12 protein-coding genes are annotated in these 14,435 nt (G+C 59.2%); 1 reads left to right on the top strand and 11 read right to left on the bottom strand.

Going from position 1 to position 14,435, the window contains the following annotated elements; translation table 11 throughout:
* Window positions 1–168: 168 nt before the first annotated feature.
* Window positions 169–1,194 (bottom strand): hypothetical protein, encoded by a 1,026-nt coding sequence (locus tag EJE94_RS09105; protein WP_121240792.1) that lies wholly within the window; start codon window positions 1,192–1,194, stop codon window positions 169–171.
* A 115-nt stretch (window positions 1,195–1,309) separates the two neighbouring features.
* Here EJE94_RS09105 and EJE94_RS09100 point away from each other — a divergent pair, with 115 nt between their 5' ends.
* Window positions 1,310–2,404 (top strand): DUF4238 domain-containing protein, encoded by a 1,095-nt coding sequence (locus tag EJE94_RS09100; protein ID WP_121240790.1) that lies wholly within the window; start codon window positions 1,310–1,312, stop codon window positions 2,402–2,404.
* Between the two features lie 75 nt (window positions 2,405–2,479).
* Here the strand turns inward: EJE94_RS09100 and EJE94_RS09095 are convergent, their stop codons facing one another.
* From EJE94_RS09095 to EJE94_RS09050, 10 genes are all read right to left on the bottom strand, one after another.
* The gene (locus EJE94_RS09095) at window positions 2,480–8,521 is read right to left on the bottom strand and encodes an ATP-binding protein (protein WP_207855862.1); all 6,042 of its coding nucleotides are present in this window, start codon (window positions 8,519–8,521) and stop codon (window positions 2,480–2,482) included.
* A 298-nt stretch (window positions 8,522–8,819) separates the two neighbouring features.
* Window positions 8,820–9,275, bottom strand: a complete 456-nt coding sequence (locus EJE94_RS09090; protein WP_121240788.1) for an SEN1982 family lipoprotein — start codon at window positions 9,273–9,275, stop codon at window positions 8,820–8,822.
* 75 nt (window positions 9,276–9,350) lie between these two features.
* On the bottom strand, window positions 9,351–10,874 hold the full coding sequence (locus tag EJE94_RS09085; protein ID WP_121240786.1) for a hypothetical protein: 1,524 nt from the start codon (window positions 10,872–10,874) through the stop codon (window positions 9,351–9,353).
* A 283-nt stretch (window positions 10,875–11,157) separates the two neighbouring features.
* Window positions 11,158–11,631: an SEN1982 family lipoprotein gene (locus EJE94_RS09080; RefSeq protein ID WP_121240784.1), complete on the bottom strand. Its 474-nt coding sequence runs from the start codon at window positions 11,629–11,631 to the stop codon at window positions 11,158–11,160.
* Between the two features lie 10 nt (window positions 11,632–11,641).
* A complete protein-coding gene (locus EJE94_RS09075; protein WP_165904795.1) occupies window positions 11,642–11,779 on the bottom strand; it encodes a hypothetical protein in 138 nt (45 codons plus the stop codon).
* 470 nt (window positions 11,780–12,249) lie between these two features.
* Complete coding sequence (locus tag EJE94_RS09070; RefSeq protein WP_121240782.1) at window positions 12,250–12,462, bottom strand: hypothetical protein; 213 nt, start codon at window positions 12,460–12,462, stop codon at window positions 12,250–12,252.
* A 28-nt stretch (window positions 12,463–12,490) separates the two neighbouring features.
* Window positions 12,491–12,919, bottom strand: coding sequence for a DUF7673 family protein (locus EJE94_RS09065; RefSeq protein WP_207855861.1), 429 nt, complete (start codon window positions 12,917–12,919; stop codon window positions 12,491–12,493).
* Between the two features lie 80 nt (window positions 12,920–12,999).
* Entirely contained in the window at window positions 13,000–13,407 is a 408-nt protein-coding gene (locus EJE94_RS09060; protein ID WP_121240780.1) for a hypothetical protein, read from the bottom strand.
* A gap of 130 nt (window positions 13,408–13,537) precedes the next feature.
* Window positions 13,538–13,771, bottom strand: a complete 234-nt coding sequence (locus EJE94_RS09055; protein ID WP_124962430.1) for a hypothetical protein — start codon at window positions 13,769–13,771, stop codon at window positions 13,538–13,540.
* Between the two features lie 123 nt (window positions 13,772–13,894).
* Window positions 13,895–14,341: a DUF6573 family protein gene (locus EJE94_RS09050; RefSeq protein WP_121242187.1), complete on the bottom strand. Its 447-nt coding sequence runs from the start codon at window positions 14,339–14,341 to the stop codon at window positions 13,895–13,897.
* Window positions 14,342–14,435 lie beyond the last annotated feature (94 nt).

Here is a 14,435-nt window from a genome sequence, read left to right as displayed (position 1 = left end):
CTCAGGGGCGTGAGCGGTCTAAGGTCACTTGAGAGCCCACCGGCCGCTTTGGCCGAGCTGCTGTCCGTCATCGTGATCGCGGCCAATGACCGGAGCTCGGCCAAAACGGTCGTTGGGGAGTTGCTAATCCAGCGGCAGCAACAGCGCGTATTGCCGTCGTTCGTCAGGTCAGTCGGCCACCATGGTCGGGGAATCTTGGCAGCTTCGCCAAACCGGGTCGCCCGACGCTGTACATCGATCTGTACACAGCGCACCCATATAGGGCTCGCGCAGGTTTCGCAACGCGTACTCATGTAAGGACACAAAGATATCCGACCGCATCGTAACAAATCCTCCGCCAGGAATCTTGTTACGAAGAGAAACGCACTTCCATGCGTCGCGCAACGTCACGTCTGCTGCCGGCGCATCCATTAAGTCGAGCACTTCGAACAATTGCTGACCAACCAGCACACGGCCCTTCTGAGAGTATCCTGCCAATCGGAAGAATCGGTCGACCTCCATCCCGACGAAATCGGAGCGCACGACCGAGATGATCTTGCCAGCCGTTTTATCGGCGATCATGGGAATGGCACCAAGGTTACCCATCATGCGCATGTACTGATCATCACCGACGTGAACAATATCTCCGCAGCATCTGGCGACAATCGAGGAGATGAGGGCCTCTCGGCCTCGCACAAGATCAAAACCATGAACGAGGTCGCAGGTGATCTTTAGAGGAAGTTCGAGTCGGAGCACCTCCTTGAACTCGTCCAGCCCATCGGGATGATCTGCCGGCGTGTCTGAAAGGAAGGCGGATGCCGGTTGTTTCGAGAGGAATGCCAGCAGCGCATCAAAGAGGTGGCGGGCATGTTGACCTACAGCAAAGTCGTCAAGGCCATCCAGCGAATAGGAATACCACCACTCATCACCGATCGTTTTGATCAGAAAGAGCCGCTCCACTTCGAACACGCATTCCGCGCCGTTGTGTACCGCGGCTTTCTTGGTTGCGCAGAGAAGGTCGATGAATTGACGTTCCGTCGCAAGAAGCTGATGCGCAAAGTCTTGATAGGCGACCCCGATATCCCGGCCGTGCCTAGCCAAAAACGCGCAGAGTTGCTCTTTAATGCTTGTTGATCCCGCTACGTCCACCGAAATCGAGATGAAGCGCGTTAGGGGTAGCTCAGTCTCTGCATCCGTCGGCTCAGTTTGCATCATAACGACATTGCTCACTAGGTTACTTAACCATTCGGATCGGTCTCACCCGCTCCATCATAAGAAACGCGAATTCGGGGCCTGCGCGGCTACTGACTCGCAATGATATGCTGAACTCATGGCGACTAACAAAAACCAGCATTTTGTTCCACGCTGCTATTTGAAGGCGTTCACCAATAACGGTGAAAATCAGGCAATCCACCTTCTGAACCTGGACCGGCAGCGTGCGATACCGGCAGCGCCGGTCAAGAACCAATGCTCAGGCGACTATTTCTATGGTCAAGACGATCTTCTCGAGACTGCAATTCGTGCGGTTGAAGGTGGCTATGCCTCGGCGTTAGAGCGGATTCATGGCCCTCGGTACGTACTCACCGAGAGCGATAAAGCCATCCTGAAAACTTTTATGCTCTTCCAGCACTTGAGAACCGAGGCCGCCTCTAGGCGTTCGGTAGAGATGTTTGCTGGAATGGAACAGTCCATTGGAGCGCCTTTACCTGACCTGAAACCGTCGATCAAAGAGGCGGTACAAACGGCAATGCGGGTATTTGCTGACGAAATGCACGTCTTAGATGATTTGAAAGTCTGCTTGGTGAGGAATAAGACTAAGAGGCCATTCGTGACTTCGGATGACCCCGCCATCGTCGCAAACCGCTGGCACAAGGAGGATGCCCGCGCGCGGCATAAGGCTCCAGGATTGATGGCTTGCGGAACAACGGTATTTCTTCCTTTGAGCCCTCGCGTTCTGTGCGTCGCTTATGACGGAGATATGTACAGTGTCCGACATGAAAAGGGGTGGACTGAGACGCGGAATGACGCTGATATTGAGGCATTCAACGAGCAGCAGCTTCTAAATGCATTCGCGAACATCTACTTCCGCGATTGGAACGACAATGAATGGGTTCTAGCTTCATACCGCACTATCCAGGGTCGCAGGCTCAGTAGTCGACATCGCGCCCACTATGCAGTGCTAGATGGATCTGACGGAATCCATAAGCGATATAGAGTTGTAGAGCGTTTCGATGCTGAAGTGCATCAGGAGGCACTTGTGCATGTGGAGACGCTATCGCCTATCCCCTCGCGCTGGCCAACACAGCTTCGCTGGCGCGCCAAAGGTTCGGTTTTCACGAACGGAACCGGTTCTGGGTACATTAGAGCTGCGCAGACCCAATTTAGAGGTGGAGGGGGATATTGGCGAGAGTCCTCGGGACATTGACGGTAACGTGCCGTCAATAGCGCGTCGCCGCATGATTTCGAGCCTCCTACGCAAATCTACACCGTCGGGAGGGCGTTAGCTCGAATAGCTGTACCGAGCCGTCTTGACGAACTGCGAGCCATCTTCGCGATGCATGGTCACCTGGCGCCTGGCGAACACGTGAATTTGGAAATCTCCATGAAGGGCCATGAACTGACGCAATCCATCTGCTGTTAGCACGACATAGACCCCTTCCCCCCAGACGGCATCGTCTTCGATATCGACCGGCCCCGCATCGCGCCACCACGTCACTCTCGCAACGATGGCCCCGCTGGTGTCGACGTGGATGGAGGGATCCCGGTCGTGCGCTTGCCACCGAAGCCGGCGTAGCAAATTCGGGCAGAGGATTATCTGATAATCCGGTGCGTCCATGCCCAACGAGTTGACAAGACGCCTGACGAGCGTTGGTGCTGGTTCGGCGTCCAGCGGCACGATTCGTCCCATCCAGACAGCGGCGGGTAATTCCTTGTACCAATCCCAAAACTCATCGCCGTCGCCTTGAAGGCGAGGGGCGCGGATGCGCTGAAGCCGATACTCCGACCGTCTTGCTTCAACGACCTTGAATCGGGTGATCTCCGCCACGACCTGCTCACCGCCGCCGGTTGACCAACTCGCAACGTCATTATCGACCTGCTCGGTCCAGAGCTTCTCGCCTTCCCTCCAGTGAGCGTCCCGCGCCACGAGCGGCCGACTGATTCCCTGAGGACGAACCTGAGCGCGCATGAGCGGCAGGGGTGGCAGCGGCGCGCCTAATCGCTCCAGAATCTCCGGCATGTTCCGGCGGGCTAGCAGGTCCGCACGGCGCAACTCGCCAGCGACATGACGAAGTGCAAGTGCGGCAATCCGTGCGTGAGGCTTGACGTAGGTGATCTGCATTTGGAGACCACGTAACTGGGCTTCAAGCCTTTTGATTGCAGGCTGTCCGAAAGCCTCGAGGCCGCCCCATTCCTGAATGAACATGGCGGCGCGGTGCCGGATGTTCGCTTCGTCGCTTCCTGCCGCCTCAGCGAGCACTTGGGCAACCGGCCGAAGCCATTGCGTCCAGCTCATGGAGTCTTCCACCCGCATAGCGCCTGTGGCCGCGTCCCGTAGTCCGTCGTCCACCTCCACCGAGCTACCGAGTTCCAGCTGGTACAACAGAGGCAGCGGCTGTGGGGCTACGGAGACCGCGATCCCCCAGCGTCGCGCCAGAAGCCCCGCTGCCTCCGCTACAGTAACGTCCCTGTGGTTGACGAGGTCAGCGAGTGCGGCGCCCAGGGACGGGGCGAAATGATCATGGTCGAGTAGAAGGAGAAGCTGCAACGCCTGCAGCGGCTCGTCCAAGCCGCCGGCGAGGAGCCGTCGAATGACAAGCTCGAATACCGCCTGGCCGCCCGCGACCTGATTTGCCAACTGCAAGGCGCAGTGGCGAGCGTGCTGTTGGACAACAGCGACCGGCAATCGCAGCGCAAAGTGGAGCAAGTCCGCAAGAAGCTCCTCGTCGTTCAGCGGCGCCTGGCTTACCTCGAACGACGCTCCAAGCTGGTGCTCGCGCGTCGACGCCATTTGCTCAGCCAGCAACGACCAGATCGCCGGCCAATCCGGTGCAGCGCAGATCACCGGCAAGATGGAATCTATCTCCGCAAGCAGGCTTAGCGTGTTCTCCTGTCCGGCGGCGATCGAATCCACGAAGTTCTCATAAGCGGCACGATGCACCGCCACGCCGTCGAGAAGTTTGCGCGCATGAAAGTAACGGAACTTGCCTCCGCCCATCCACTGGCTCCAAGAGCCCCGCTCGTCGTCGCCGGCCTCGTACTCATCAACCAGCTTCCGGGCGTAGGCCTTCTCGTCGGCCTGGATGAGACGCTCGACGATCATGAAACGGCAGCGTACGTCGGACTGCAAACTGTCCCAACGCTCATACATTTGCCGCACCTGCTCCAAGGGAGCCGATTCGGCGAGTTCAGAGAATCGGTGGGGAGCGTTGTAGTCCAGCTTCGCGCCCTCAGCTTCGAACGCACGCTGCAGCTCGTCCAGGGTAGCCGCATCGTCATACTTTTGCGGCGTGTAGGAGCGACGCGGCGGCAGCGCTTCCGACGACCAGCGGCTGATCGCGCGCTCCAGTTGGCGATCCGCGTACCCGTGCCTCGCCGCCGCCCCCTGCAGGCGCTTGAGCAGGGTGAGGCGTTCGTGCGCGCGACTGTCCACCTCGATTGCGCTCTGCAGGATCGGCACCAGGTCGGCGATCAACCCCGCCCCCGCCACATCAGCGGCGACGTCGATGAAATCGCCGACGTGCATGGGATTCCGATAATGCGGCTCCAGATAGAAGGGCAGGCACAACCGACACCACGTAGCGACACACGCAAACAACAACTCCGGGCGGCGACGCAACATTCCGATCATCAGGGCATCGACCCGGTTAGGCCACGCGATCAGGTCCCAGTCCGCCAGCGCCTGTGCCACATCGGACCCGTTGCGCGCGCTGATCTGCATCGCCTCATCAATGAGCACCATGGTCAAGCGATGGGCCGCGGAGGCGCCCTCGGTATCTTTCATGCCTTCGACCTGTCGCATGAGTTGCGAGACTCTCTTACCTCGCTGCGCCGGATCCGCAGCATTGGCGAGGACCAGGATGTCCCGCCATATGGCGTACTGGGGATCCTTGCGCGCAGCGAGCGCGTAGCCGAGACAATGATCCGGTACCGTATCGAGCAGGCGTCGCGCCCGCTCGATGTCGCCGATGGTGGCGAAGGCGATTGCCAGATCTGCGAGGGCGTCGAGCTGCTCGCTCGGGGTGTTCTCCACAAGCTCGCCGACCATGGGCTCGAGGCGCGCCGCGGCAGCTGCGCGGTCGCCATCGTTTCGATAAGCGGCGACTGCGATTTCGCGCCGGAGCGGCATCGTGCCTCTCACCGTCGAGGTTGAGACCGCCTCGTCGATCTCGCGCAGCACGGCGCGATATTCCGCCTCCCCGCACAGGGCGCCGACCTGGAGCAGGGACCGCGCCAGCACCGGCGCAGCCGTCATTGCCTGATGCGTCAAGTGGAAGTCGCCGCCACCACTCGGGCTGAGTCGAAGCAGGTACCCCATAGCCGAACAGCTGGCCGCCTGAACGCTTCCCGCTGCGATGGACGATGGGTCCGTCAGTGCGTGACCAACTAGCACGCCAACCTGGGTGGCATGAGACTGCAGCGGTCGCAAGATCGCGTGCTTGGAGGGCGCCACGGTTGGCAGCGACTTTGCGAGCATCGTGCACAACTGAGCGTGCTCGAGGACTGCGCGCGCCAGACTGCCCGCCTCCGCGATTTGGATTTCATCGTCCCCCATCGAAATCGCTGGTGCGGCAAGCTTGTCGAACAGAGCTTCGGCCAACTCCTCTCGTCCGGTGGTCACCGCGAACAGTGCGATTCGGCGGCGCCAGACATTGGGAATCCTGTCAAACCCTGGCAAGTCCATTGCCGCGACGAATAACGCTAGCGCATCTGAGTTCTGGCCCCGGTCCTGGGTCGCCATTCCGGCGCGTACCATCAATGCGGGGAGCTCACCCTGGTCAATGCCGAGCTGGTCAATCACCGTACGAGCGTCCGCATTAGGCTGCTGGCTGAGGAAGTCCTCGGCCACCACTAGACTTAGGCGCTCGCGCACCGAGGCGATCCTCTCCTCGGATGACTCACCAGCGGACCGCTCCATCCCTTCCAACGCGAGGTGGTCTATGGACTGCCGAATCTGCTCGAAATCGCGGAAATGAAAGACGCGTCCCGCCCACTTCTCGAACTCCTGGAGATTGTGCTGCTCCCCGTAGTTCTGGTACCGGGACGTGTGCAGCTGCGACAGTGGCTCGAGGTGCTCGAAGAGGTCTTTCGCGCGGTCGAACTCATCCCGCTCCAAGAGCGCGTCCACGACCTCGTAGCCTCTGTTCGGGAAGTCCTGGACGAAGGCATACGCGGCGTCGATATCGCCTGCAGCCAGCATCGCGAGCGGCAGCTGATCGGCGTACTCCAGGGCGGTCGTTCGCCGGGCCACCTCGTCGCGGCATAACAGCAGCCGCGTGACGATGGTGCCGTCGAGCGTCGAGCGTGCCGCGAGCAGTGCCAAGCGGATGTCCGAGTCAATGTCGGACACTGCACGCCCCTCGGCGAGTTGCTGTCTAAAGCGTTGAGGCGTAGCGAGCGCCAGAACATCGTCCCGGTCGCCGGCGCGCGCGCGATAGCGCAGCTCCAGCCACCGCTGCGGCGAGTCCGCGGGTGCATGGCGTACCAACTGCGCGAGGTCGCGGTACACGCGCTGCGGGTACTCGAAATCCACGCTTCCGAGGTGCATGCGCGGCTTGGAGAGCACGAACAAACGAAAACTGTTGTGGAAAACGGTCCAGCCGTGCGGCGTTTCCTTGAGCAGGTGGCGCGCCGTTATGAGCGCGCGCTCGATCGCCCGTTCCTCCACTATCGTAGCGAGGAGCGTCAGCGGCATAGGTGCTTCGGCTCGCGAGATGAAGCCAAGCACGTGCATGGCATCTGGATCGTCGGCGATCTCCCGCCAAGCCGATGCATACACCGACTCGATGTCTCCGTCGAACGCCATTCCACCTGCGAGCAAGATGGCGCGCGCGGCCTGGTCCGCCCGCAGAAGCGCCTGGATCAGGTAGCGGGTCGCCAGAGGATGCCCGTGGCTGAGTTCATTCAGGCGCGTGCGCGAGATTGTCGGGTCAAGACCGAGCAGGTCCGCCATTTGCGCCACCGCCTCACGCGCAAGCGGACGCATCATCACCTGCCGGCCGGATTGCGCAGCCTGCTCACGCACCGCCGGCATCAACTCCGCGAGATCGAGCCGCTGGGTGCCGAGCACGAACGTGACGCCCTTGGGCACTGCGGAGGGGAGCGGCAGTTCAGCGAGTAGCGAGTGCGTCGGCAGCTCCTCGCGCGGTACATGATCGAGTCCATCGACAACGATAATCGTCCGTACGCGATCACGTTCGTAGCGATCGCCGGCTTGCGTCAGGAGCACGCCGAACTGCTCGCGCCTCTCATGTTGGGAATTGTCCCGTAGGCGCAGACCCAGCAGGCCCCCGCTGCGCATTTGCGCGGCGACGTCCTCTAGAAAGTCATCCGCTTCTCCGCGACCCACCCCTTGCGCGGCACCCGGTACGAACGCCAGATAGCGCACGAGCCGGATATCGGGTTCGGCAGCAAGCGCGATCTGCAGCAAGGTCGACTTGCCCGAGCCGGGGGGACCGACCAACGCCACGTACCCCTGATCCACTGCGCGGAGCGCTTGAAGCAGGGACAGTTCGGTATCGCGGTTACGCTGAACATAGGCTCCGACGGGGAATCGATGGACATGGCGCGTCTTGGCCGGATCCTTCCACCCCAGCTCGTGCAATAGTTCCTCGCGGGACCATCGATCCTTATCCCGGACGTCGGTGACCAGCTTCGGCAGCACCTGGGCGATCTCAGCAGCCAAGCGTGCTTGGTCGGCAGTGAGCTTGTGAAACTGCACGAAGTCAGCCGCGGCGCCGTGCAGCACGCGCAATGCGTGCAAGAACAACTCTAAATCGTCGTCGTCCAGGCCGGACGCTTTCCGCAGAGTTTCGATCAGACCGCCCCAATTGCTAGCCCGCCAGTCTGCAAGCGAGCGATCGCGGAACCGCTCGAACTCGTCTAGAAATGCAGCGCTGTGTGCGGGGGCAGCGCCGCCAGGGTTGTCTCTTATGGACGGATAGTCGTTGATGACAAGGCGGATCTCAACTTGATAGCCCGGGTCTGCCGCGCGCATGCTGCGCCAAGCATTCACCAGTGGATTGAGCAGCCCCTTGGCCCCGGTGAAGAGCGTTTCGACCGTGAACGTGCCCGGAAACCTGGACGTCTTGAACTGGTGACCTACCACCAGTCCATCGAATCCCAGCACCAGATCATCCGCGATGCCCGCGCTACGGTCTGCAACGCCGATCCACTGCAATTGGCCTCGTTCCAGTTCCGCGTAGATCGCCGCGGCGGCCCTTGCGTATTGACCCATATAGCCGCGCATCGCCCGGCGCTCGCCCTCTGCCGGCGCCGATGCATTGTCTCGTGCAGTGTCCGGCGCGCCCAAATCCTCGCTCAAAGGCATACCCGCTGCACGAATAATTTGGCGAGAATAGCCAACGTCATGTCCTTACCAGCGATTGCGGAAGCATCATTGTAGCGATCCCCCCGAGTCAAGTCTCGGCACCACACCGCGACCAAGGGGAAACACGATGTGAGGACGCCCCGGGCATCCTGGTAAAGCCTAACGTCGGCAATCCGCCACCTACCAGACGTAGTTCCTAAACTGTCCCAATGACCGCGTCGGCCGAGAATCGGACGTAGTGCTATAGGATGTTGAGCGCCTAGTTCTGCTTGCCCTCCGCGCCATCTATGACTTACTTCGTTTTTCCTTCAACAAGAAGTTTGCGGCGTTCGTGCGGCTTGGATAAGTCCACGATCTGCCTTTTGATCCCGGAGAATGCCTTCTCAATCTCGGGGTCAGTCGCCCAGTCGGCAACATTAACCAGCTTCGCCGTGAACTTTACTTCGGTTGCCTTCATGCCAACCGACGGCTCGCTGCGATCCGTCATACTGTTGATCTTTTCTACGGACAGGTCGCCGTAGCAGAACAAGCCGCGCTTGAAGTATTTCTGCCCCTTTTCCGTGACCTTCTTGTCTTCGGTGATTAGCCCGACCTTCATGAAGGCCGACTTTTCGGTCGGGGTCATGGCTTGAAGCGTGGACATGAGGCAAGCGATTGGGGCGTCCTTGAGTTCCGCATCCACTCTTGCTCTAACATCAGCCTCCGTGCCACTGCATGCCATAGCGAATCCCATGATCAGCGCCAGCACTGCGATCTTCTCATTGTTTCTCCTTCATTGGATGTTGTAACGATTGAAGCCCGAGGACTGGCGTGGTCATCCGAATCACGCCACCCGATATTCGGCCAGTAACTTCTGGGCGATATCCGCGGATGCGTTCCAGAACTGGGCGTCACTTTCGCTGGCAAGGAAATCACCGACTCCAGCGATATCCTTCGCCATCTCCACCCGGTCTGCCGTCTTAAGCACCTTCGTGACCGCAGGGCTCTCCAACGCCTTTGCCACGATTGAAGACAGCTTGCCGGCTCCACCAGCGACCTTAAACATTGATCCATAGCCTGGTATGGCCCCAAGGCCGGCAAGAATTCGTTCTTCCGACGACAACGGCTTTCCGAAATTCATGAACAAATCCTGGCCGCTCAGAAACTCGGCAGCGGACAGGACATTCCCGACAACAGGGAATGCCGTGACGAAATTGGCCCCAGTGACCATGGCGGCAGAGGCGATGAATTTGTTATTCGCAGCCAGCTTCTCGCTGTAGGACTTTGCCTTAGCTGGATCCGCCATGCCAAGTGCCTTGAGCGTCATAGCTCGAACCGCATCCTTCGTATGATCGCTGACCTCATAGTTTCCGCTCGGGATCGCGCCTGGCGACGATGCAGCGCTCTTGATCGAAGTAAAGGCGACTCGCTGTTGAGCCAGTTGGGTTTCGGCGACCCACTCCGAGGGTATGAATGCGAACTGTTGCCCAGACACGTTCAGGATATGCGTTCTGACCTCCAGTGAATTGGTGCCTTCGGTAACAGCATAGACACCTGGTGCGAGGATTGAATACGCCGCCTCTTCGGGTACGGAGCGCGGATCGCCGGTTGTGGGCATGTCTCGCAACATGGCGAGATGGCTGTCGACAGACTGGGCCCCCGATGATTTTGAAGACAACTTGTCGAGGGATACACCGATCTTCTCAAGGTCCCCGATGATCGGGAGCAGCTTACGGAGGAATGCTTCCGACTTTCGCTTCTGGTCCGCTTTCATCGCGGTTTCAAGAAAACGAATGGACGAGCCGGGCTTCGCTCGATTCAGGATGTCGAGCAGGTCGCGACGCTGGGCCATGGAGATTGTGTACGGGGATACGCTCTCAACGCCACGCAGACCCCAGAGAACATGCTGGAGTTGGTGATAGTCAACGGCGTTCGGATTAGCGGCGGCGTAATCCAGGACAGCCTGTTCAATGTCGGCCAACGGCCCATTCAGATAGAGATTCGCCGGTCTCAGTCGGATTCTGGCTCCGCCTCCAGGTGCGGGCAGTTCCTTGTCGAGGCAATACCCCTTCATGTCGACGGCGACTACGCCAATTGCCGGCACCTCGACCCCTGACCCCAGGAGCTTGCCAACTCCTCTGGTTTTGGTTGCCTTGAAACTACGGCTGGCATTGATCAACATGGCCAATTCAAGGCCGATCCTAGCCATTTGGACGTCGCTGAGCGTCTCCGGGAAACTCTCGATCAGGTTCTTGAGACGCGCCCCTCGGACCGCAAGAAATTGCTCGAGCGGTAACCGCCCGGTCCGTTTGAAGGCATTGATCAGGGTTTTGGCTTCAACGGCATCGGCAACCTCTGCCGGCGTCATTCCTCGGATCGTGGAGTTGACGGCGAGTCGTGCGTCGCTGTCCTGAGCGAGAAGGCTTCCGCTCCAAAAAGATGGGAACAATGCGATGCCTGCGCCGGTTCCCGCAGCGCGAATGAACTGCCTCCTACGCACGTGCCATCCTTTTTATGTTCTCTGATGCTTGGCGTTTCCAGACAGGATCATCCGTTCCTGTTCTGGGTCGGAGTCATGGCGATTGGCTTGATTCCAGTCCAGATGGTTGCTAAGTTTCTCGCATATCTCCTGTAGGTGCGAGCCGGCATTGCTATTTTTTCCCCTGCACGATCAGTTCGCGGCGATTGTGAGATTTCGATAGATTGGCGATTTCTTCTTTGATGCGTGGAAACACCTTCTCTATTTCTGGATCGGTCGCCCAGTCAGCAATATCAACCAGCTTTGCGGTGAACTTCACTTCGGTCGCCTTCATGCCCACTGATGGCTCGCTGCGATCGGTGATCGTGGTCACCTTTTCGACCTTTAGCCGGCCGTAGCAGAACAAGCCGCGCTTGAAGTATTTCTGCCCCTTGTCGGTCACCTTCATGTCGTTGGTGAGCAACCCTACTTTCATGAATGCGGCTTTTTCCGGCTGCGTCATATATTGAAGCGTTGTCATTACGCATGGAATCACATCCTCGTTTAGTTTGGCATCGACCTGAGCCGTGATGTCCATTTCCGTGCTGCTGCAGGCCGTCGCGAACGAAATGGCAACAGCCAGGACTGCGATCATGCATTTTTTCATGTGGTTCTCCTTACCGATTTGAGATATCCGACAGCGCCTGCAAGAAGTGCTGGCGGTTGAAGCTGCTAATGACGCCGTAGTCAATGGCGATGTTGATGGCTTCCTTCATGACCACCTTGGCATCGGCAAGGGATTTGATCAGGATCAAGAGTCGCCATGATTGAGGATAGGCATCGGCGAATGCGCGCGGCAATGGATCATGCGTATCGAAAACAGACTCTCATGCGCGAAGCATCAGCGTTGGGGTGAATCTGACAAAGTCGAATTAAACCATACGTTTCGGAGCTCAAATCGCTCGCTCTTGGTTCGAGACCGCCCGTAAGGATTGGGGCATCGAGATTGATGGCCCGGTCAAAAAGATCAGCAAGCCAAAGGTTGATAACGCCCGCGACCAGCGACTACCCCTCAACGTGGCAGCATGACAAACTCGTCCCCCAGATCCATTCTGAGGCGCCGCACCTTCCAGACCAATCCGCCAGCTTCCCAGCCGAGCCGGGCGCCAAAGGCATGGCCGAATCCGCATTTTATCTATTGCCACATGGCGACTACTCCTTGCTAAACATGGCGACATATATAACGCGGCATCATTGGCGCCGACGCCCTGTATCCATGGAATGTTCAGGCCGCACATGCGGCAACATTTAGCGCGTCATGTTTAGTACCGGCCGGACCTCCATCAACAGCCAGCCGGACGCGCTCGATGGCCATGCGCAACCGCTTGAGGTCCGCGGTGGTGACGCCGGTGCCGTCCTGACGCCGCATAGCGAGGCCCGCGGCCAGAAGGTCGAGGTCTTCGATCTTGCGCATGATCTTGTTTTTGCGTTTGCTCATGGTGAGTCTCCTTGGTTTTGAGTGGTGGTCATTTTTTGCCGTTGCTTGGTGGGCGGCTGTAGTCGGTGATATTCCAATCCTTGGCTAGTTGTTCCCAGACTCGGCCACCGTCCTCGAAATAGCCTTGGACTTCCTGTTCGGGCTGATAGTCCATCGCCAGCACGGCCATGCAGTCGTTAAATATCTTCCGGTCCAAGCAGCGAAATTCCGTGAGGTCGAATTTGAAGCGGTTGCCGTTGTAGAGACCCAGCAAAAAGGCTGCGACGTGGCGACATTGGCCACTACTTCCCTGCGCGATGGGCAGCAGGTGCTTAAGGGCTTCGAGGCCCGCTGCACGGATGGCGGGCAACTGGCGCTGTGCCTCTGCTCGCTCACGATCCATTTCAGCGAAAGCCGCCTTGGCTTCTGGCGAAAGCTCTCCCTGGCGGTGAATCAACATTCCTGCTTTGCGTTCCATGGTTTGCTCCTGGTAAGAAATGGGATGCGTGCGAACAGAAAAGCGCGACAAGCCCCGCCGTTCAGAGCGGGGAAGACGCGTCATTGATCGACGTTGTAGCTACGCGAAACAACACCATCCGCGACCATCTCAAAGCACGGCTGGCCGTCTTCATCTTTGACCAAGCCGCCGTGGTAACGACGGATCGCGCGCTTGGCGGCAAGGAGCACGGCGGTGCTTAGCTTGTACTCATTGCTGCCATCCCAGTCCTCAAGGACATCAAGCTCTGCGATTTCCTCGCGCGCCAGGTGGGACAAGAAGGCGCCTGCCGGCATCGAGACGGTTTTCTCTGTGTAGCTGTCGATGTAGACCTTCTTCCTGACTGCATCAAAGCCAGCCAGGTCGCCGTTGAGGCGCACGTGCGCTCGGCCGCTGACGTGCGTGAAAAGCCTGTCGACGAATGCGATGCTGGCCTGTTCCTGCTCTTTGGTGATGTTGGTGTTGCTCATATTGATTCTCCTACCTCTGATCCCGAGGAATGGGTTGGGCGACTGCCCTACTCGATTCACGCTACAGCACAAGCTCACATGCGCAAGTGGCGAAATTGCATTTTTTCTCGGAATTCCGTACCGGAAATTTTCAGTCCTCGCCTGTCTCCCCGATCACCACCGCCGATCCGCCACCGAAGCCGTGCTCGTAGCGATAAAACGGCAGCCGGTCGAAGTCGGTCCAGCCATCGCGCTCGACTGAGCACCAGGAATAGCCCCTGTCGAGCTTCAGCCTCGCCTCCAGCGCCTGCCCGACCCCCTGCCCGTCCTTGACACGCACACCAATAGTGTCCTTGCCGTCCACCCTGAATTTCACGATTCGCATGTTCTTCTCCTCGGTCAAAAAATAGCTGGGCGACTGCCCTACTCGATTCACGCTACAGCACAAGCTCACATGCGCAAGTGGCGAAATTGCATTTTTTTGTTCGGAATTCCGTACCGGAATTTTTCAGTCCTCGCCTGGCAGCATCACCGTGATAACCGCCTCGCCCTGGTCGCCTGGCCCACAGATCGCCTTGAGCGTCACGAGCCTCGGCCGTACGCCACGCCCACCACGCGGCACCCGGTAAAGCTGGTAGCGGATCTCCGAGCCACCGCGCCTTGCAGCGAGCTTGAGCATCCAGATCACGTCCCACAGTCGCCCGGCCTCGTCCTGATACGTCTGGCGCTTGCTGTCCTCGTCCGTCCATTCCACGCAGTCCGCCCAAGCCGCCTTGGTGATGGCCACCGGGAAAGCGATGCCGGCCTCGCGTGCCGTGTCGCTGAGATCGATCAGAACGCCATCGCAATGCGCCTGGGCGCGGGTGTAGCTGTGGATCACCTCGCCGAAGATCGGATCGGTCTCGGGCTTCAGGGCCTCGGCGTGTTGCTGGGTAAAGTTCGGGTGTCCGTACATGGTCATTTCTCCTGTCGTTGATCTGCGGCCTGCGAAGCTGCCGCTACGCCCCGCCGTCCCGCCTCCTCCGGATTTGCCTTTCCCTGCGGACCGC

The sequence above is a fragment of the Sulfurisoma sediminicola genome (genome assembly GCF_003865015.1).
GTDB classification, from domain to species: domain Bacteria; phylum Pseudomonadota; class Gammaproteobacteria; order Burkholderiales; family Rhodocyclaceae; genus Sulfurisoma; species Sulfurisoma sediminicola.
Note: the sequence above shows the minus strand (reverse complement) of the source record. Positions and strands in the feature narration are given on the sequence as shown.

What these genes read in the sequence shown, in the direction of transcription:
- EJE94_RS09080 (WP_121240784.1), bottom strand. Translation starts at nt 11,631, where the DNA reads ATGAAAAAATGCATGATCGCAGTCCTGGCTGTTGCCATTTCGTTCGCG.
- EJE94_RS09085 (WP_121240786.1), bottom strand. Translation starts at nt 10,874, where the DNA reads ATGACGCCGGCAGAGGTTGCCGATGCCGTTGAAGCCAAAACCCTGATC.
- EJE94_RS09055 (WP_124962430.1), bottom strand. Translation starts at nt 13,771, where the DNA reads ATGCGAATCGTGAAATTCAGGGTGGACGGCAAGGACACTATTGGTGTG.
- EJE94_RS09050 (WP_121242187.1), bottom strand. Translation starts at nt 14,341, where the DNA reads ATGTACGGACACCCGAACTTTACCCAGCAACACGCCGAGGCCCTGAAG.
- EJE94_RS09105 (WP_121240792.1), bottom strand. Translation starts at nt 1,194, where the DNA reads ATGATGCAAACTGAGCCGACGGATGCAGAGACTGAGCTACCCCTAACG.
- EJE94_RS09060 (WP_121240780.1), bottom strand. Translation starts at nt 13,407, where the DNA reads ATGAGCAACACCAACATCACCAAAGAGCAGGAACAGGCCAGCATCGCA.
- EJE94_RS09070 (WP_121240782.1), bottom strand. Translation starts at nt 12,462, where the DNA reads ATGAGCAAACGCAAAAACAAGATCATGCGCAAGATCGAAGACCTCGAC.
- EJE94_RS09100 (WP_121240790.1), top strand. Translation starts at nt 1,310, where the DNA reads ATGGCGACTAACAAAAACCAGCATTTTGTTCCACGCTGCTATTTGAAG.
- EJE94_RS09065 (WP_207855861.1), bottom strand. Translation starts at nt 12,919, where the DNA reads ATGGAACGCAAAGCAGGAATGTTGATTCACCGCCAGGGAGAGCTTTCG.